General features: G+C 60.4%; 20 protein-coding genes and 1 pseudogene. 13 read left to right on the top strand and 8 right to left on the bottom strand.

Going from position 1 to position 17,783, the window contains the following annotated elements; genetic code table 11:
- The 5 genes and pseudogenes from C6558_RS25175 to C6558_RS25155 form a co-directional block, all read right to left on the bottom strand.
- A pseudogene (locus C6558_RS25175) lies at positions 1-143 on the bottom strand (trehalose utilization protein ThuA); the annotation flags it as partial.
- A gap of 114 nt (positions 144-257) precedes the next feature.
- Positions 258-1,286 carry an ABC transporter ATP-binding protein gene (locus C6558_RS25170; RefSeq protein ID WP_057205805.1) on the bottom strand — a complete coding sequence of 343 codons (1,029 nt, stop codon included), beginning with the start codon at positions 1,284-1,286 and terminating at the stop codon, positions 258-260.
- Between the two features lie 11 nt (positions 1,287-1,297).
- Entirely contained in the window at positions 1,298-2,128 is an 831-nt protein-coding gene (locus C6558_RS25165) for a carbohydrate ABC transporter permease (protein ID WP_057205807.1), read from the bottom strand.
- A complete protein-coding gene (locus C6558_RS25160; protein ID WP_057205809.1) occupies positions 2,128-3,111 on the bottom strand; it encodes a carbohydrate ABC transporter permease in 984 nt (327 codons plus the stop codon). The genes C6558_RS25165 and C6558_RS25160 overlap by 1 nt, the downstream gene beginning before the upstream one ends.
- 187 nt (positions 3,112-3,298) lie before the next feature.
- Complete coding sequence (locus tag C6558_RS25155) at positions 3,299-4,561, bottom strand: ABC transporter substrate-binding protein (protein WP_107027881.1); 1,263 nt, start codon at positions 4,559-4,561, stop codon at positions 3,299-3,301.
- A 362-nt stretch (positions 4,562-4,923) separates the two neighbouring features.
- Between C6558_RS25155 and C6558_RS25145 the strand changes: the two genes are divergently transcribed.
- Complete coding sequence (locus C6558_RS25145; protein WP_025429608.1) at positions 4,924-5,943, top strand: substrate-binding domain-containing protein; 1,020 nt, start codon at positions 4,924-4,926, stop codon at positions 5,941-5,943.
- Positions 5,944-6,240: 297 nt separating this feature from the next.
- Here the strand turns inward: C6558_RS25145 and C6558_RS41705 are convergent, their stop codons facing one another.
- The gene (locus C6558_RS41705) at positions 6,241-6,591 is read right to left on the bottom strand and encodes a hypothetical protein (protein ID WP_146160912.1); all 351 of its coding nucleotides are present in this window, start codon (positions 6,589-6,591) and stop codon (positions 6,241-6,243) included.
- Between the two features lie 119 nt (positions 6,592-6,710).
- Here C6558_RS41705 and C6558_RS39720 point away from each other — a divergent pair, with 119 nt between their 5' ends.
- From C6558_RS39720 to C6558_RS25130, 3 genes are all read left to right on the top strand, one after another.
- Complete coding sequence (locus C6558_RS39720) at positions 6,711-6,959, top strand: hypothetical protein (RefSeq protein ID WP_146160911.1); 249 nt, start codon at positions 6,711-6,713, stop codon at positions 6,957-6,959.
- A gap of 276 nt (positions 6,960-7,235) precedes the next feature.
- Positions 7,236-8,795 (top strand): ABC transporter substrate-binding protein, encoded by a 1,560-nt coding sequence (locus C6558_RS25135; RefSeq protein ID WP_057212630.1) that lies wholly within the window; start codon positions 7,236-7,238, stop codon positions 8,793-8,795.
- 210 nt (positions 8,796-9,005) lie between these two features.
- Positions 9,006-9,545 (top strand): ribonuclease H, encoded by a 540-nt coding sequence (locus C6558_RS25130; RefSeq protein WP_057205818.1) that lies wholly within the window; start codon positions 9,006-9,008, stop codon positions 9,543-9,545.
- Positions 9,546-9,686: 141 nt separating this feature from the next.
- On the opposite strand, the gene C6558_RS25125 is transcribed toward C6558_RS25130, so the two are convergent.
- Positions 9,687-9,995, bottom strand: coding sequence for a hypothetical protein (locus C6558_RS25125; protein ID WP_057205820.1), 309 nt, complete (start codon positions 9,993-9,995; stop codon positions 9,687-9,689).
- 431 nt (positions 9,996-10,426) lie between these two features.
- Between C6558_RS25125 and C6558_RS25120 the strand changes: the two genes are divergently transcribed.
- The 4 genes from C6558_RS25120 to C6558_RS25105 all read left to right on the top strand — a co-directional run bounded on the left by C6558_RS25120 (position 10,427) and on the right by C6558_RS25105 (position 14,397).
- A complete protein-coding gene (locus tag C6558_RS25120; RefSeq protein WP_146160910.1) occupies positions 10,427-12,034 on the top strand; it encodes a sensor histidine kinase in 1,608 nt (535 codons plus the stop codon).
- Positions 12,031-12,630, top strand: a complete 600-nt coding sequence (locus C6558_RS25115; RefSeq protein WP_025429612.1) for a response regulator transcription factor — start codon at positions 12,031-12,033, stop codon at positions 12,628-12,630. Before C6558_RS25120 ends, C6558_RS25115 begins: the two co-directional genes overlap by 4 nt.
- Positions 12,631-12,746: 116 nt before the next feature.
- The gene (locus C6558_RS25110) at positions 12,747-13,235 is read left to right on the top strand and encodes a heme-binding protein (RefSeq protein ID WP_057205824.1); all 489 of its coding nucleotides are present in this window, start codon (positions 12,747-12,749) and stop codon (positions 13,233-13,235) included.
- A gap of 901 nt (positions 13,236-14,136) precedes the next feature.
- Entirely contained in the window at positions 14,137-14,397 is a 261-nt protein-coding gene (locus tag C6558_RS25105; protein ID WP_025429614.1) for a hypothetical protein, read from the top strand.
- 164 nt (positions 14,398-14,561) lie between these two features.
- Here the strand turns inward: C6558_RS25105 and C6558_RS25100 are convergent, their stop codons facing one another.
- Positions 14,562-15,365, bottom strand: a complete 804-nt coding sequence (locus C6558_RS25100) for an APH(3'') family aminoglycoside O-phosphotransferase (protein WP_025429615.1) — start codon at positions 15,363-15,365, stop codon at positions 14,562-14,564.
- A gap of 214 nt (positions 15,366-15,579) precedes the next feature.
- On the opposite strand from C6558_RS25100, the gene C6558_RS25095 reads away from it, so the two are divergent.
- From C6558_RS25095 to C6558_RS25075, 5 genes are all read left to right on the top strand, one after another.
- Positions 15,580-15,984: a VOC family protein gene (locus C6558_RS25095; protein WP_025429616.1), complete on the top strand. Its 405-nt coding sequence runs from the start codon at positions 15,580-15,582 to the stop codon at positions 15,982-15,984.
- A 144-nt stretch (positions 15,985-16,128) separates the two neighbouring features.
- Complete coding sequence (locus C6558_RS25090; RefSeq protein WP_025429617.1) at positions 16,129-16,455, top strand: helix-turn-helix transcriptional regulator; 327 nt, start codon at positions 16,129-16,131, stop codon at positions 16,453-16,455.
- Positions 16,452-16,862 carry an SRPBCC domain-containing protein gene (locus C6558_RS25085; protein WP_025429618.1) on the top strand — a complete coding sequence of 137 codons (411 nt, stop codon included), beginning with the start codon at positions 16,452-16,454 and terminating at the stop codon, positions 16,860-16,862. Before C6558_RS25090 ends, C6558_RS25085 begins: the two co-directional genes overlap by 4 nt.
- Before the next feature lie 76 nt (positions 16,863-16,938).
- On the top strand, positions 16,939-17,151 hold the full coding sequence (locus C6558_RS25080; RefSeq protein ID WP_025429619.1) for a hypothetical protein: 213 nt from the start codon (positions 16,939-16,941) through the stop codon (positions 17,149-17,151).
- Between the two features lie 11 nt (positions 17,152-17,162).
- The gene (locus tag C6558_RS25075; RefSeq protein ID WP_025429620.1) at positions 17,163-17,642 is read left to right on the top strand and encodes a DUF1801 domain-containing protein; all 480 of its coding nucleotides are present in this window, start codon (positions 17,163-17,165) and stop codon (positions 17,640-17,642) included.
- Positions 17,643-17,783: the final 141 nt, after the last annotated feature.

Below are 17,783 nucleotides of genomic sequence, written 5' to 3'. Positions count from 1 at the left end.
GTCGCCGTCGTTGCCTCGATCGAAACGTCCGTGTTCAGCGCCGCCGCGATGGTGTTGTGCATCCCGTTCGGATAGATGCTCCTGACCACCTCATTGGTCTGCTCATGGATATTCTCGCCCCATACGACTGTTTTGATAGGCACGGTCATTCTCCCTGCGTGTTCGCCCGTCACGGGCATGTCGTCTTACGATTGATCGGGTCGCCATGAATTGGCGACCCCGAAGCTTAAGGCCGTCTCAGTGTTCACCAGGGCTTGTCAGGCGGCCCCTCTCATGGGCGCACGGCCCAGGGCCAGCCCCGACGCATCAAAGCGGTGAATGTTGTCGCCGACCGGCGAGATCTGTACGATCTCTCCCGGTTGGTGAAGCGAGGTGCCACCTTCCCGGACGATGACCGGTTCGGCGGAGCCGATATCGAGATAGATGTAGCTGTCGGACCCCAGCATCTCGGAATGCACCACCGTCCCGGACCATTTGCCGTCACCCGCCCTGATTTCCAGATGCTCGGCCCGGATGCCAATCGTGTGGGCGTCGTAGGGAGCAGCAAGAGCGCCCGAGAGGAAGTTCATCTTCGGCGAGCCGATAAAGCCGGCGACGAACACAGAATTCGGGCTCTCGTAGAGTTCGAGCGGCGTGCCGATCTGTTCGACCACGCCATCCCGTAGCACGCAAATGCGATCTGCCAATGTCATCGCCTCGACCTGATCATGCGTGACATAGACCATCGTCGTCTTGTGCATACTGCGATGCAGCTTGGCGATCTCGATCCGGGTCGCGACCCGAAGTGCCGCATCGAGATTGGAGAGCGGCTCGTCGAACAGGAAGACCTTGGGGTCGCGTACGATCGCGCGGCCGATCGCGACGCGCTGCCGCTGGCCACCGGAGAGCTGCCGGGGCAGTCGCTGTAGATAGGGTGTGAGCTGCAGCATCTCTGCCGCCGCTTCCACCCTCTTTTTGCAACTCTCCTTGTCCTTGCCCGCAAGCTGCATGCCGAAAGACATGTTCTCGAAGACCGTCATATGCGGGTAAAGCGCGTAGGACTGGAACACCATCGCAATGCCGCGCTTCGACGGCGTCAACTGGTTGACCACCTGCCCGTCGAAGGAAAGCGTGCCGCCCGTGATTTCCTCGAGCCCGGCAATCAAGCGCAGCAGCGTGGACTTGCCGCAGCCGGACGGTCCGACGAAGACCATGAACTCGCCGGCCCGGATATCCATGCTGACGCCCTTGATCACCTCGAAGGCGCCGAAGGACTTGCGCACGTTGCGCAATTGAAGCTCTGCCATGTTTTTCTCCCCTATCCTTTGACGCCGCCGGCCGTGAGCCCGGAAATGATCCGCCGCTGAAAGATCAAAACGAGGATCACCAGCGGCACGGTGACGATGATCGATGCGGCCATTATGTTGCCCCACGGAATTTCGTACTGGCTGTTGCCCGAAAGAAGCGCGATCGCGACCGGCACGGTGCGCTGGCTGTCTGAGGACGTGAAGGTCAGCGCAAACAGGAACTCGTTCCAGGCGGCGATGAAGGCGAGCAGGCCCGTCGTCACCAGCGCCGGCCACATCAGCGGCAGGAACACCCGGGTGATGATCACCCAGGGTGTGGCGCCATCGACGATCGCCGCTTCCTCGATCTCGATCGGCAGATCCCGCATGAAGGTGGTGAGCACCCAGACCGTGAAGGGCAGCGTGAAGATCATGTAGGAAAAGATCAGCGCCAGCGGCGTGTTGAAAAGCCCGACCGAGCGGATGAGTTCGAACAGACCGGCAAGCACGGCGATCTGCGGAAACATCGACACCGACAGGATCGTCAGAAGCAAAAGCCCGCGTCCGCGAAACCGCACCCGTGCCAGCGCATAGGCAGCGGTGACTGCGAGCAGCAGCGACACCGCGACGACGACGGTTGCGACCAGCAGGGAGTTGGCGAGGTTGCGCAGGAAGCCACTGCTCGAGACGATCCCTGCGTAGTTCTCGAAGGAGATCTCAGTCGGCCAGTAATCGACCCGAAAGAGCGCGGTTCCGGATTTAAAGCTCGTCAGGACCGCGTAATAGAACGGGAAGACGGCCATGATGATAATGGCGGCGACGAGGGCATAGAACGCCGTGCGTCTGGTAAGAGTGGCGATCATCAGCGCTCTCCTTCGAGATTGACCCGGCCGAACCACATGTAGGCGACGGTGATCGCCGCAATGATCAGGAACAGCATCGTCGAGGCGGTGGCGCCATAGGCGAACTTGTCGAAGTCGAACAGGTTTTCGCGCGCCAGTACCGACATGGTCTTGGTCTGCGCATTGTTGGGCGTCAGCACATAGATGAGATCGAAGATGCGCAGCGCATCGAGCATGCGGAAGATCACGGCGACCATCAGAGCGGGCCGGATCAGGGGCAGCGTCAGCCGCCAGAAGACCTTGACGGGATGGACCCCGTCGATTTTGGCCGCCTCGTAGATATCCGACGGCACCATCTGCAACCCGGCGAGGATCAGCAGCGCCATGAACGGTGTCGTCTTCCAGACGTCGACGATCAAAACCGCGACCATCGCGGTCTCCGGATTGGCCGTCCAGGCGATCTTCTGGCTGATCAGACCAAGGCCGAGCAGCAGGTCGTTGAGAATACCGAACTGGTCGTTGAGCATCCACGCCCACATCTTGGCGGAAACGATCGTCGGAATGGCCCACGGGATCAGGATCGCCGCCCGCACCAGCCCGCGCCCCGGGAAATGGGCGTTCAGCACCAGCGCCACAACCAGTCCCAACACCGTCTCAATGGTGACGGATAGCGCCGAGAATTTCAGCGTGTTCCAGACGGCGTTCCACCAGGCGGGATCGGCAAGCAGGCCGTTATAGACCGTGCGCCCGCTCTTCAGCGTGATCCAGCTCAGATAGTTCTTGAAGCCGACGAACTCGGCGCCCTCAAGGTTGGTCAGCGACGCATTGGTGAAGCTGAAATAGATGGTGCGCAGCAGCGGCCAGCCCGCCACCAACGCCAACACCAGCAAGGTCGGCGCGAGAAAGACCCAGGCGGAACGAATGCGCTGAGCATTGAGGTCGGAGCCGATTCTGGCACCACTCTCGAGTGTTCCAGGAGGCTCTGCGAGGGAAAGGTCGGTCATGTCTATACTCACCCTTGCCATTCGGCGCACGGCCGAGCGGTTGGCCTGAGAGGAACGGCGCCGCCAAGGCAATTCCGGGGAAAGTGTGAAACTGTTCTCTGTCCGGAATTTCCTGTATTCCAGCGCGCCGGAGTGGCTCGGTGGAGCGAGGGAAGGCCCTGAAGCACTTCCCTCGCCCCCGGGAGGATTACCAGCTGTCGCCCTTCATCTCCGTGAGTTCGACTTCGAGCAGTTCCAGGTTTTCTGCCGCCGTGCCGTTGCCGGACAGCGTGTTGTGAACGGCATTCCAGAACTTGGCGGAAACCTCGTTGTATTTGACCTTGGTGACCGCCGACGGCCGCGGCACGGCACTTTCGAAGATCGGCTTCCAGGCCGGCATGAACGGCTGTGCCTTGGCAATCTCCGCATCGTCGTAAAGAGCAGCAACCGTCGGAAGGTTAGAGAGCTGGATGGCCCGCTGCTTCTGCACCTCAGGCGATGCGAGGAACTTGACGAGAGAAATCGCCGCTTCCTGATCGTCGGAATATTTGGAGACGGCAAGGTTCCAGCCACCGAGCGTCGAGGACGGTTGATCGCCATCAGTCGCCGTCGGCAGCGGCGTGACGGCGAACTTGGCCTTCACCGCGCTGTCGTCACCATTGCCAAGCGCATAGGCATAGGGCCAGTTGCGCATGAAGACGGCGTTGCCGGTCTGCCAGACACCGCGCGATTCTTCTTCCTGATAGGCAAGCGCGCCTTGCGGCGAAATCGTGCCGATCCATCCCTTGATGCGGTCGATGGCTGCCGCCGCCTTCTCGTTGTTGATCGAGATTGTGCCGTCCGGCTCGACGATCTGGCCGCCACCTGAAGATTTGACCCATTCGAGCGCATTGCAGGTCAATCCTTCATAGGCGTTGCCCTGGAAGACGTAGCCCCAGAGGTCTGGCTGGCCGGCGGCGCGTTCCTTCTCCTGGATTTCCTTGGCGGTCGCCGCCAGTTCGTCCCAGGTCTTCGGCGGCGCCTTGCCGTATTTTTCCAAGAGGTCTTTGCGATAGTAGAGCGCCGGCGCATCGGTAAAGGCCGGCAGGGCCACCAGGCGGCCGTTGACGGTCTGCGAGGCAATGATCGACGGGAAGTGCTGACCGACGACATCCTTGGTCGCTTCCGTCAAGTCGACGAACTGGTCGGCGAGCTGCGGCGCCCAGACGACGTCGGTCTGGTAGACGTCGACGTCCTTGTTTCCGGCGGCAAGCCACAGACGGTACTGGCTGAACTGCTCGCTGCTCGACGGCGGCATGGTGACCAGGCTCACCTTGTGCCCGGTTTGCTTCTCGAAGACGTCGAGTTGCTCGCGGATGAAATTGACGTTCTTCCCGGTCGTGTTGGCCGCCAGCGAAAGCTCGGCGGCTACGACGACATCGGCTGCGGCGATGGCCGTGCAAAAACTCAAGGCGCTGAGAATGGCTCTCATGTCGGTTGACTCCTCCTGGTTCCCCTATGCCGCTCGAAAACTCCTCAGTAATTCGAAAGCGGTTTGGTTGGAAAAAGCTGCCAGAAGCAGAAAAATCTGTCAACCCTTTCGAGAAACCCCCTGCAAATACATGGGTACTCAGAATTTTATTATTATGATTCAATATATTGCCGAGTGCATGATCGTTTATGATGGAGACAAGCGGCAAATATGGATTTACGCATGTTCGGTCAAAATTTAAAACGCTTTGGTTATTTGCTCGCGAGGAGATGCATGTGGGAACGCGCCGACAATTGGATTGTTACCGGCGGTGAAGGCGTATATTCCTGCAGGATAATGAGGGCTGAGGATACGAGTATCGCATGAAGCTAAGGGAGTTCGCGCAACAACTGGGCCTTTCGCCGACGACAGTCAGCCGTGCTCTGAGCGGCTATCCCGAGGTCAGCGAGAAAACGCGAACAAGGGTGGCCGAGGAAGCCGCCCGCCTCGGCTATCGTCCGAACATCAATGCTGTGCGGCTCGTCACCGGGCGCGCCGGCGCCATCGGCGTCGTCATGGGGCGGTCCGGTGAATTCCACTTCTCCGAGTTCATGAGTGGCATGGCGGAGAGATTGGGAACCCAGGACATCGACATCCTGGTCAGCCCAATGGACGAGAAAGCCACCAAGGGCGAGATCCAACTCTACAGCCGGCTGGCCGTAAGCGGCCGGGTGGACGCCGTGATTGTGCATTCGCCGGAACCGAATGATGAACGCATCACCTTGCTGCACAGGCTCGGCATGCCCTTCCTGGTCCATGGCCGTTCCGAAACCGACGTGCCCCATGCCTGGCTCGATATCGACAATGAGGGCGCCATTCACCGTGCAACATCACATCTGCTCGATCTCGGGCACCGACGCATCGCGATGATCAATGGGCGCGAGGGCCGAACGTTCTCGCTTCATCGCGACAAGGGATACAGAGATGCATTGCAACAGCGAGGCATCCCGTTTGACCCGCGTCTCGTCGCCCACGGCAACTTTACCGACGAGCTTGGCTTCCGCTTCGCACGTTCCTTCCTCGAGCAGACCCCCCGCCCGACGGCGTTCGTCGCCGGCTCAATGATGACGGCACTTGGAGTATACCGGGCAGCGCGCTCCATCGGGCTCGAAATCGGACGCGATATCTCCGTGATCGCCCATGACGACGTCTTTCCCTATCTGACACCCGAGACCATGGTCCCCTCGCTCTCCGCCACTCGTTCGTCCATGCGCGCCGCCGGCGCGCGCACCGCCGATCTCGTGCTGCAACTGCTCGCCGGCAGACCCGCATCCGAGATCCACGAACTCTGGCCGGTCGAGCTTATTCTTCGTGAATCGACCACGCCCCTCCGCCAAAGCTAACAAGGAACGCTGGCCATCGGCTGCTACAGGCCGGGCTTCGGCAGCTTCTTCGAAGGCTACATCTTGCAATCTTCGGCTATCCCTCCGCGGTTCGACCAGGCAAGAAGGCCGCCGCCCAAACAACGATTCGCAAACCTGGGACCAGGACCTCCAAGGCTCAGTCTCGTCCCTGCGCCAGACGGCAGTTATGCCTCCTTTCTTGCCGAGCTCCGAGCGCTCCGCAACAAACGATCACCGTAATACAGACTGTCCCACCGCCCCTTAAGCCACCTCAAGGTAACAATGCCGGCGCTGCCCTCATAGCCAAAAGCGGGTGGTCTTAGGGGTCGCTCGCATGCCGTCGTGCGCATAGAGACGACCGGGGGCTTCCGGGTGACGAAGGAAGTGGAGTTCCTTGCCGGCCGCGGCGTAGGAATGGGGCGAGAATTGTTCGAGGCACTCGGGGACCGGGTTGGCGGCCTTGACGCCGAACCAGTTCAGAGCGTCCTGCGGGGAATAAGCCTCCGCGACGAGGAGGGCACCGCTCGGCTGAAGGGCCACGGTCAGCGTGATACCCCTCACCTTCCTGAGCTCGAAATTGCGGTTGGGCAGATCCAGCGTCCATTCCGGCGCAAAGCCGATGCCAAGACTGGCCGTCCTGATTGTCAACAAATCAGTTATAAATAGTACTCAACATTGTCGACAATTACGTTGACAAATGCTGTCTGTGTGCGATGGTCCCGGTTAGCAGGCACGAGCTAGGGAGGAGCAGTGTTGATGCAAGGTCCTTGGAAGACCGTCGCGACAGCGTATCCGCTGGGCTTTTTGCGAGTGGCGCACACCCAACACGCTCCGCTGAGCCGATCGGCGTGCATCTTCTCACTCTATCCCCATTCCGCATCGAACGTTCCTCAACCACGTCGATGGTGTTTGCGCTGGCTATCGACTGGCAGCTTATCGACAACAAGATTTGGCGTTTCAAGCGACGCAAGGTGGCGAGTTTGGCAACGATACGGATTTCAACGCTGACAACTTGATTACCTTGCTGGCTAAGGAGCTCGACCGCCAAAGCGTCTGGCGATCGAAACGGGGGCGCTCAGTTCAAGCACGCGTTGCTCATGTTCCCGCTGTAGCGGCAGCCGGTGGCCTCGGGCGATGACCGTCAGGATTGAGCAGATCGTGTCCGCGCCGACAACAAGCCGCGCCACTGGCTGACCCGGCGATCCGACGTATCGGCTGCGAGCCGTCCGTGCCTTTTACGAAAAAGATTCCCGTCAAGGGGATAGGTGACCTCAACCAGGGAGAACTGCAGAATGCTCAAGAAACTGACCCTCGCGGCCGTCATGTCGGCTGCGCTTTCCGCGGCTGGTCACGCGGAAACGCTCAAATGGGGCGCCTCGCGCGACATCTATTCGCTCGACCCTTATTCTTATGGCGACAGCTACACGCTGTCTTTTCTCAATCACGTCTATGAGGGGCTTGTCCGCTTTGACGCCGAACTGAAGATCGAGCCGGCGCTGGCGATATCCTGGGAGACCGTATCGGATACGGTCTGGCGGTTCCATCTGCGCGAGGGCGTGAAGTTCCATGATGGCGCCGACTTCACCGCGGACGACGTGATTGCCTCTCTTACTCGGGTCAGCGATCCGGTGTCCCCGCTCCGCGGCAACCTTCCGGCCTACAAGTCGGCGAAGAAGGTCGACGACCACACTGTCGATATCGAACTGGTCGGACCCTCCCCGCTGCTGCTGAACGACCTGACGAATATCCACATTTTCGACGCTACCTGGCTCACCGACAACAACTCGCTGAAGCCAACGGATGTCGGCAAAAGGATCGAAGGCTACGCCACCTACCACGCCAACGGCACTGGTCCGTTTGAGCTCGAGAGCCGCGCGCCCGACAGCAAAACCGTTCTCGTCAAGAACGCCGAGTGGTGGGACGCGTCGCAGTCCAACATCGATCGCATCGAGTTCACACCGATCATCTCGGCAGCGACGCGAGTAGCCGCGCTGTTGTCGGGCGAGATCAACTTCACCGAGAATGCGCCTGCACAGGATATCCCGCGCCTTGTCGCGCAGCCGGACCTGAAGGTCATGGAGCGCACCGACCTGCGCACCATCATGGTCGGTTTCAACCGCAAACCGAACCTGGCCAACGGCGTCGACAACAAGTTCAACGACCTGCGTGTCCGCCAGGCTGTCGCCCATGCGCTGGACAAGGACCTCATTCAGAAGCGGGTCATGCGCGGCAAGTCGAGGATCGCGGGGACGATCATTGCGCCTGAGATTCCCGGGTATGCCGAAGCACTGGACATGGTGGTGCCGTTCGATCCCGAATTGTCAAAAAAGCTGCTCGCCGAAGCCGGCGCCAGCGATCTCCCCTTCACCCTCGTCTGCACGAACGAGGCCTATATCAACGAGGAGGAGCTTTGCCAGAGTATCGTCAACATGCTGAGCCGCGCCGGTTTCAAGCCGCAGCTCGACATAGGCCCGACGGCTGCACAGGCGCCCAAGCGCACGGGGGGTCTATCTGATGTCTACCTCATCGGCTGGGCGAACGAGCCGATGCTCGACAGCTACTCGATCCTGCTCCAGATGATCGAGACGAGGAGCGACAAGGCGGGCGTTTTCAACTGGGGTGGCTGGAGCTATCCAGATATTGATAGGCTGATCATCCAGGCATCGACCGAAATGGATCGAACGAAGCGGCTCGAATTGCAGACCAAGGCACTCCAGATGGTCAAGGACGAAATGATCATGTTGCCGTTGCACCAGCAGCCAATGGCCTGGGCGATGAGCAATGAGATCGACCGGGTCGCTCAGCTGGCGGACAACAAGCCGCGCCACTGGCTGACTCATTTCGCCGAGTAACCGCCGTGAGGAGCTGGAACGACAGGCGTTCCAGCTCCTGCCCAACTTGCGTTTTCAGCGCGTCCCAATCGCGATCGTGGCGTCGCCAGCCTATTTCGAGCGGCATCCGCTTCCACAAACCCCGTATGGATCGTACGGCGGCTTCTGCCTTGAGCCCACTTCAGAATGTAAAACGTTAGGCAGATGTACGCGACAGGATTAAATGGCAAGATGAACGGCATTTTCACCAAGCTCTGTGCTCCCGATCACACCGCCGAGATACTGCCCATTTCCGAGGGCCTTCACGTCTTTACGGACGGCTCGTATGAACCGACCTCTGCCAAAGGCGGATGGGCATTCGTCGTCTATCGCAATGGCGCGGAAATAGCATCCGAGTTTGGCGGCGCCCGACCTTCCGCCGACAACACAATGGAGTTGACCGCGCTCTTCAAGGCAGCGCTGTGGGTCAACGGCAATGCCTCAGGCGAACGCGCAATCGTCTGGTCCGATTCCGTTTACGCGGTAAATGGCTGCAACAGCTGGCGCCAGATCTGGAAGAACAACGGCTGGAAAAAGATTGTCCCGAATGCGAAGGCCAGAAGCCGGACAATAGCCAATGCCGAGCTTTGGATGGCGATCGATCTTCAGCTGTCTCGCAATCCCCAACTGGCTATCGCGTGGTGCAAGGGCCATTCCGGGCTCGTTGGCAACGAGCGTGCGGATACCCTTGCGGGACTTGCGCGCCAATCTGCCCGGTGCAGCGACCGTTGAAACCGTCAGTGTCTTTCGCCAATTCGGCGATGCCAATGACGGCATTGCCAGGACGGCCAGAGCGTTTCCGCGAAACGCTCTAACGCCATGTTTTACCCATTTCCGGACGGAAAACCGCTTCGCGCTTTTCCTGGAAATCCTCTAATGGCAGGCTTCCGGTGTGTGGGTCATCACAGCAGCCACGGCAGCAGTTGATCTCGTCGAGGACAGATGCACGAGCGTAATCCCCAGCTCGAGAAGAAGCTCGGCAGATTTGAGATCCTGCGTTCCGAGGTTGTCGGCATATCCGCGGATCGTGCATGCAACACACTTCGAGTTGGCGGCAAAACGGGCGTCGCCCAGGTCTTCGGCCTCTTCGGCGACAGCATCGAGCGCACCGGCGACCGTTTCGAGCATGCAGCACCGTTCGCGCATGCTCATGTCTTCAAGCGTTTTTGGGATCCCGACCATGTTATCTCCTTCGCGCCCGGCAGGATGAGCCGCGGCGCTGGTATCACGTTCGAATTCTGGTGTTGCACCTCATATGGAAATCGCAGCGGCTATAAGCAAATCATGCCGGCCATGCGGCTGCTGCATGGCACGCGCAGCAATTCAAAGTGCTACAGCGACCTTTGCGCGTCTAATAAGACGCGCGGCGCTGTGGGGCTGCAGCGGTGTGTGCCACCGCGCGTCAGGTTCCGCCAGGTTTCATCATCACGTGCGTGTGGTATGACGTCTCACGGCCCCAACGTTTTGGGGTCAATCATCAGATTGGGATGCGGTAGCCGGCGAAGCAGAGACATGTTTGAATTGAGTGCTCATTTTACGCTACGCGTGTTGGATCAGGCCGAAGACATCGGCAGCAGACCAGCCACGTCATCTTTGACCCTGGTTGAGTTTGAGTGAGCAACACCCTCTTGAAGTCCTGGTTGTTCGGCGTGGCGTTGTGGCTCGCTGCGGTCTCGGCATTTGCGCTCTATTCCGTCGAAGCGTCGCGGCAGCGGCTGACCGATGAACTGGCGGTGACAGGCCGGACCCTGCACCGCTTGATATCCCAGCGTGCCGCGCAGCACGACGCCCACATGACCAGCTTGATCGCATTGACCAGCGACACGGACCCCACACGATTGGACGCCACCCGGCAGGTGATGGAAAGTGTTGCGCGTTTCTATCCGCGCATCGCCTGGCTCGCGCTTGTTTCGCTCGATGACAAGGTCGGACTGCAAGGCGCCGCAACGGCACAAAGTGGCGGTGCACCTAAACTGTTGCTCGAAGTCCCCTCCGGCGGGGGCGAAGATCTTTCCCCGTTGCGCGACGCAATCACGCGACAACAGCGCGGCAAGGGAGGGGCCTATGTCGGCAGTAATGGCCGGTATCTGCTGGCCAAGCGGGCACAGGCGCCTTCGGACACCGCGCTGGTGATTTCCATCGACGCGCGCCATCTGCTGGAGCAGGAGGAACAACCGCGATGGGCGCACGTCAGGCTTACGCTCAACGAGCAGCTGTTGCTCGACCTGCCGGCCGAGGATGCCGTCAGTGGCAACACATCTTTCGTCGCGCCCGCCCATTTCGAATCGACGATCGACAGTGAGAGCCAAAGGATCTCGCTGTCACTCGACCGGCCGATGCCGACTGAGGCGCTCCTGCCTTTGAGACCGTTGATCGGCTTTGCGGCAATGGCCGGACTGGCGTCGTTCGCGCTAATGTTCGCATTGCGCCAGCGCGCCGCCGTCCAGAAATCCCAGAAGTCGACGCGAGAGGCCGAAGCCCGAGCGCTCTTGCAGGAGCGACAGGCGCTGCTTGCTCATGCTTCGCGTGTCAACGCCATGGGCGAACTGGCGTCAGGCATAGCGCATGAACTGACGCAGCCCTTGACGGCAATGCTCAGCCGCAGCCAGGCGGCGCTCAGATTGGCCGGCACGGACAAGCCCGATATCGGGCTGATCTCAGACGCGCTTGAAGTCAATGTCCGCGAGGCGAAGCGTGCGGGAGAGATGCTGCGGCGGATGCGCGACTACGCCTCCAACCGCACGCCCGAGCCCGTCACCAGCGCGATCAATGGTATCGTTGCCGAAATCGCGGCGCTTACCGGCTCCGATCTTCAGCGACGCGGCATCCAGTTTAGCCTCGACCTGACGAAGGATCCGCTTGCAGCCGACGTCGACCCGATTGAGCTGGAGCAGGTATTACACAATCTGATCCGCAACGCGGCCGACGCGCTGGAGGGCGCAGGGACCAAAGACGCGCAGGTCGAAATCGAGACACGAGCCATTGGCGACGAGGTAAAGATCATCGTGCGTGATAATGGACCGGGGATCGCCGCAAATGCTTTTCCGAAGCTGTTTCAACCGTTTTTTACGACCAAGCCCGATGGCATGGGCCTGGGGCTCTCGCTGTGTTCGACCCTGATCGAGCGCGTCGACGGCCGAATAGAAGCGGAAAATGCTGCAGGTGGCGGGGCGTGGTTTACGATTACGCTGCCACGTGCGCAGGAACAGGAGCCGCAGTGAGCAAATACCGGGTCTATCTGATCGACGACGATGAGGCGGTACGGACAGCGATCGCCTTTCTGCTCAGCACCTATGGCATCAATGTCGAAACATTTGGCGATCCCCAGACTTTCCTGACGCATATCGATGAGGAGAAGCCGGGATGCCTTATCGTCGATCTGCGCATGCCCTTGGTTTCGGGGCTGCAACTGCACGCGAAACTGGCCGCGCGCGGCATTGATTGGCCGACGATCATGATCACCGGCCATGGCGACGTCGCAGCCTGTCGACGGGCGTTCAAGGCCGGTATCCAGGATTTCCTGACCAAACCGGTGGACGGCGAGGTGTTGGTGGAGGCGCTGCAGCAGGCATTCGCCAGCTTCGATGCACGGCTCGAAAAGCGCGAGGCACGACTGCAGCTCGCACGGCTGACCGAACGCGAGCGCGAGGTTCTCGATATGGTCGCCTTGGGTTGGGCAAGCAAGGAGATTGCGGCAGCGCTCAACATATCGGCACGAACCATCGATGCGCACCGGGCGAAGATAGCCGAGAAGCTTGGCACCAGTTCGGTGGCCGAGTTCGTGCGGCTAACGCTCGCGGATAAGGGACCGGCATAGGTTGTCCTACCTATGCCAGGTGGTGCCATCGCGGATTCAGCAGGCGGGGCCGATTGGATAGTTCTGGTTTCGGAAAAGCGAAACGCTTCCTCCGGAAAAAGGACAGGAACCACGCCATGATCAAGACCCTTCTCGCAACGGCTTCCGCGCTCGTCATCGTCAGCGGCACCGCCCAGGCCGAACTGCTGACCGAAAAGAATATCCCGTCGAACCTCGCCGTCGAGATCGCCACGAATGCGGTCCAGGCCTGCGCCGCCGATAAGTACAACGTGACGGCAGCAGTGGTCGATCGCGCCGGCGTGCTGCGCGCGCTCGTGCGCGCCGACAACGCCGGACCGCATACGGTTGAGGCGGCTCGCGCCAAGGCGTTCACGTCCGCATCCTCGCGCACACCGACCTCGAAAATGGCAGAGAACGTCGCCAAGAACCCGGCCGCAGCCGAGCTGGTCAACATCGAAGGCTTTCTCGTGCTCGCCGGTGGTGTACCGATCAAGGCCGGTGACGTCACGATTGGCGCAATCGGCGTGGGTGGCGCTCCTGGTGGCAATCTCGATGAGGCCTGCGCAGCGGCCGCGATCGAAAAGGCTGCCGGCCAGCTGAAGTAATTCAGAAGCATGTCGCGCAAAAAAGCCCAGCAGTTTTGCGCGACATGGAAAGACAAGGCGCAGAGCGCAGCGACTGAATTTTTGACATCGCGACGCGCTTAGGCGACCGCAGGTGGGACCGGCCCTTCCGGTGCGATCGGCGGCCTTTGCTCACACTCCTATGCATGGTCTCGGCCAGGCTGGCATCGCTCGAACAGCGAAGCCGGCCTGGCCTGCCACTGTCTAGGCGCGGGTAGCGGTCGCCATCCAATGCAGGGATCATCCCCCTTGGGTCCCGGCCGATAAATGCGGTCGCCATCAATCGGCCAACAGGTGCCACGCTCCGGAAAAGCACACCCGACCAGACAAGCCTCGTCCTTCCGGTTTCACTAAGAAATTCGGCAAGCAAAGGCAGCGAGAAGAACGGCGGAACGCTTCCGCGATCACCGCTCCAGGCGACGGGCGCCAGCGGCCGTTAGCACAGAGACAGTCTTTGCGGCAGCAGCCTTGTCTCATAGAAACGGCAGAGCAAGCGTGCGCTGGTTTATCGATGCCCGGGCAACAGAACGGTGTTGCAACTCAGCAACATATCTCACATCAATATTTGCAATTCGAAATTGCGACTTGCGGAGAGAATACTCTCATGCGACGTTGCATTGTCAGCAACCCACACTATAGGAGGCGTGAGATGACATATACTCTCTTTAATATGCGCACTTCTGGTGGATTCGTTGCTGTGCTCGGGATGCATCTCGCATCCTGCGTCGACCCATCGGGTTCACGAAGCGCCTAAACGCTGACCTTCGACGGCTCGGCATTTCCCAACTGACCTAACGCTACCGGCCCACCGCGAGACCATTCGCGTCCAAGCCCAAATCAACTTTTAGAGGACCCGATCGCGTCGCAGCATCGGGATGAACACATGCGTGAAACATCATTTCCGGTTGTCGGCACCCTGCCGGCAGCCCTCGACGAACTGTGCCGTACATTTGGCATCTGGAGAACAACAGCCGGCCTCGTCAGGGCAGCCTGGCGGCATCACCGACTGGTCAACCAGACAACCGGCCTCTCCAACCGGATGCGCCGCGATATCGGGCTTCCCGAAGTCGACGAACCGCCCGACGACCCCTGGATCGCTGCGTGGGGATCACCTCGGTGGGCCCCCTCGGTTCTGATCAACTGAGGTGGAAGGCAACCGCCAAGCCCGACGGGCAAGACGGTTGTCGCCATAGCGCAACACGGGCACGATGCAAGTCGTGCCCGTGACCTGCCGCGCGGACGCGACGTAAACATCATAGCCGAGCCATCAGGCTCACGCTGGAACCGGCCCATCGACGGGTGGCGCCATCAGCCCCACGTCAGTGGATCGAGACGCAGGTAGAAATCGAGACGCGCACGATCGGGTGCTACAATTCCCAATGTATCAAACAGGATGGCAAAAGCCCGCTGCTCCTGATCCGGACTCGTCCAGCTTTCACGGGCGTTGGCTGTCATCAGCGCCAGATCGGCGTAGCGGTCCGCCGTTCCGAGACGACCGAGATCGATCATGCCGCTGCAGCGAAGGGTTCGAGGGTCAATCATGAAGTTCGGCATGCACGGATCACCGTGACAGACGACCCTGTCACCCGTTTCCTGCTCGAGGCGAACCGCAAGTTCGCGCTCCACGCGCGCCAAAAGGTCGTGGGCGGGTGTCTCCTGATCATCGACCGCAAGAAAATCGGCGTTCACGGCATCCCGGGCCACCACGTCCGCGGCGCGCGCGAACATGGGCGCCAGACCGCGGTCGAATGGGCATTGGCCGACATCGAGCGCGTGGAGAGAGCCGAGTTGCCAGGCCATGGACGGCCAGGCCTCGAGTAGGTCGGCAGCCGAAAGATCCACTGCCGGGATGCCTTCGATTGCAGAAATGATCAGGCAGGCACCTTCGTCGGCAATGTGCCAATCAGTCACTTCAGGCGTCAGGATGCCTTTGCCCTGCAGCCACAGGAGCCGATCGCGCTCTCCGGAAAGCTCGGCCGACCGGGCCGCCGTCGCGACCTTGGCATAGGCTCGTCCGTCGCTGCGCTGATAGACGAAATCTCCGGACTCTCCCGTGACGACCGGCACCCATTCGAAGGGCGAACGCCCGAAGAATTCATGTGACAAACTCAATGCGAAGACTCCCGCGACCTCAAAAGTGCTTGTGTTAGCTGGGTACCGCCAGCAAAGATTGCAACATCGTAGATCCGACAAATTAGACGCCGTCTGCTGCCTCATGCCCGGCCGCGCCGATCACCGATGGTGGCTTTCCACAGAACGCTGGCCGATGCTCGATCAAACTGACGCCGGCAACGCCGCGCACTTCCAGCACAGGACAGAGGGTAAAATGAACCAGACGCTCGCACTCATCGCTATTGTTGTTCGAGACTATGACGAAGCGATCGATTTCTATGTGAACAAGCTGAAGTTCGCCTTGGTCGAGGACAGCTATCAACCGGAACAGGACAAGCGCTGGGTCGTCGTCAAACCGGTCGGCGACGGCAGCACCTCCTTGCTACTCGCCCGCGCTTCCAGTCCCCACCAGGAAAACTATATCGGCGACCAGGCGGGTGGCCGCGTCTTTCTCTTCCTGCGGACCGATGACTTTGTGCGCGACTACGCCGATCTGGTGGCACGCGGCGTCGAATTCGTCAGGGAACCCAAGGATGCACCCTACGGGACCGTCGCGGTCTTCAAGGATCTCTACGGCAACCTTTGGGATCTTGTGCAGTTTACGGATGGCAGGCCCTGAGGCCCTCGAGCACGAAGGGTTCCAACGCCACGGACTTCCGCAAGGATTGCCACTGTACCTAACGTCGACGACGTCAGAACCGGGCTTGACTACCCATAGCTCGGCGGTTATTGATCCAATCCATAGCCAACGAGTTATTGAATTGTGACGCCACAGCCGCACGAGATCCTGTTCAAAACCCTTGCCGATCCGACGCGACGGGCGCTCTTTGAGCGGCTGTGCCGCGACGGCGACCAGACGGTCGGGGCACTTACGGCGCACGCCGGGATATCGCAGCCGGCCGTTTCCAAACATCTCGGGATCCTGAAGCGCGCCGGCCTGGTGCAAGATCGGCACGAAGGCCGCCTGACCCACTATAGCGCGCAGCACGGCGCGCTTGACCCGTTGATCGGCTGGGCAAACCAGATGGCCGGGTTCTGGCACAACCGCTTCGACGACCTCGAAGACTTGCTCAAAAGGATGGACCAATGACCGAAACATCAACCGAAACGCTCACCGTCATCGTCGAACGGGAGGTACCCTATCCGGCGGAGAAGATCTGGCGCGCGCTCACCCAGCCTCACCTGATCGAGGAGTGGCTGATGAAGAACAATTTCAAGCCAGACCGTGGGCACCGCTTCAATCTGACTGCCGACTGGGGCGCCGTCGACTGTCAGGTGCAGGCGGTCGAACCCAACAAATCGCTATCCTATAGCTGGGACACCAAGGATCTGAAGAGCCTCGTGACCTGGACGCTCACCCCGACGGGCGCCGGTACCCGGCTGCGCATGGAGCAGTCCGGTTTCCGGCCAGATCAGCAGCCGTACTATCAGGGTGCAACGGCCGGATGGCCGAGATTCCTTTCGGCGCTCGAGGCGGTCCTGGGCCGGATGGACTGAAGACCAACCCTATTCTTTGAGTTCGCGCCACGCGGATCGCCCGATCCGTTGCGGCTGGTATTGTGAGGAGGTGCCAATGAACTGGAACAACTGGATTCGTCAAATTCACCGCTGGACGTCGCTTGTCTTCGCAGTGGTGGTCGCCGCCATCTTCATCGCCTTGGGCGTAGGCAAGCAGCCCGCCGAATGGGTCTATTTCCTACCCCTGTTCCCACTCGCCATTCTCGTGCCCACCGGTCTCTACATGTTCGTGCTGCCTTACCTTAGCGGGCGACGCACCGCCGGATAGGAGAAAGCGCGATGGCCAGCAAGACATCCAAGAAGCCGGCGGCGGCAAAGGCAGACAAACCACGCGCCGCGGCACCGGCTCAGGCCGGCGACGTGCCCCTGCTGTCCGGTGGCAACCCGCAGATCGCCAAGGGCTATGGCGACGCCCCCGTCCAGGCCTATATCACCGCGATGCCGGGCTGGAAGAGCGATGTCGGCCGGCGCCTCGACGCGCTGATCGAACGCACAGTCCCCGGCGTCTACAAGGCCGTCAAATGGAACTCTCCGCTCTATGGCATTGAGGGTGAGGGCTGGTTCCTCGGCATCCATGTCTTCACGAAGTACGTCAAGGTGGCGTTCTTCCGCGGCTCGTCTCTCAATCCGATGCCGCCCGGCCAGTCGAAGCACAAGGAGGTTCGCTACCTCGACATTCGCGAAGACGACCAACTCGATGAAGAGCAGTTCACCGACTGGGTAGGGCAAGCCAGCCAACTGCCCGGCGAACGCATGTGACGGCCATGAGGCTGCGTGGCCCGACTCCGCCGATCTTCGGCAGTTCACCGCGCGCGTTAAAGGTTCATTAAGCATAGCTTGAATCGGGCCGCCCGATGCACTTGGGGACGCGCACAGCTTCACCTAAGTACACGCTCCTCA

The organism is Ensifer sp. NM-2, from assembly GCF_003024455.1.
GTDB lineage: Bacteria > Pseudomonadota > Alphaproteobacteria > Rhizobiales > Rhizobiaceae > Ensifer > Ensifer canadensis.
This window is presented reverse-complemented; position numbering and strand designations above follow the sequence as displayed.

Excerpts from the sequence above, each read along its gene's own strand:
- C6558_RS25170 (WP_057205805.1), bottom strand. The coding sequence starts at position 1,286 with ATGGCAGAGCTTCAATTGCGCAACGTGCGCAAGTCCTTCGGCGCCTTC.
- C6558_RS25165 (WP_057205807.1), bottom strand. The coding sequence starts at position 2,128 with ATGATCGCCACTCTTACCAGACGCACGGCGTTCTATGCCCTCGTCGCC.
- C6558_RS25160 (WP_057205809.1), bottom strand. The coding sequence starts at position 3,111 with ATGACCGACCTTTCCCTCGCAGAGCCTCCTGGAACACTCGAGAGTGGT.
- C6558_RS25155 (WP_107027881.1), bottom strand. The coding sequence starts at position 4,561 with ATGAGAGCCATTCTCAGCGCCTTGAGTTTTTGCACGGCCATCGCCGCA.
- C6558_RS25145 (WP_025429608.1), top strand. The coding sequence starts at position 4,924 with ATGAAGCTAAGGGAGTTCGCGCAACAACTGGGCCTTTCGCCGACGACA.
- C6558_RS25135 (WP_057212630.1), top strand. The coding sequence starts at position 7,236 with ATGCTCAAGAAACTGACCCTCGCGGCCGTCATGTCGGCTGCGCTTTCC.
- C6558_RS25130 (WP_057205818.1), top strand. The coding sequence starts at position 9,006 with ATGAACGGCATTTTCACCAAGCTCTGTGCTCCCGATCACACCGCCGAG.
- C6558_RS25125 (WP_057205820.1), bottom strand. The coding sequence starts at position 9,995 with ATGGTCGGGATCCCAAAAACGCTTGAAGACATGAGCATGCGCGAACGG.
- C6558_RS25110 (WP_057205824.1), top strand. The coding sequence starts at position 12,747 with ATGATCAAGACCCTTCTCGCAACGGCTTCCGCGCTCGTCATCGTCAGC.
- C6558_RS25105 (WP_025429614.1), top strand. The coding sequence starts at position 14,137 with ATGCGTGAAACATCATTTCCGGTTGTCGGCACCCTGCCGGCAGCCCTC.
- C6558_RS25095 (WP_025429616.1), top strand. The coding sequence starts at position 15,580 with ATGAACCAGACGCTCGCACTCATCGCTATTGTTGTTCGAGACTATGAC.
- C6558_RS25085 (WP_025429618.1), top strand. The coding sequence starts at position 16,452 with ATGACCGAAACATCAACCGAAACGCTCACCGTCATCGTCGAACGGGAG.
- C6558_RS25080 (WP_025429619.1), top strand. The coding sequence starts at position 16,939 with ATGAACTGGAACAACTGGATTCGTCAAATTCACCGCTGGACGTCGCTT.
- C6558_RS25075 (WP_025429620.1), top strand. The coding sequence starts at position 17,163 with ATGGCCAGCAAGACATCCAAGAAGCCGGCGGCGGCAAAGGCAGACAAA.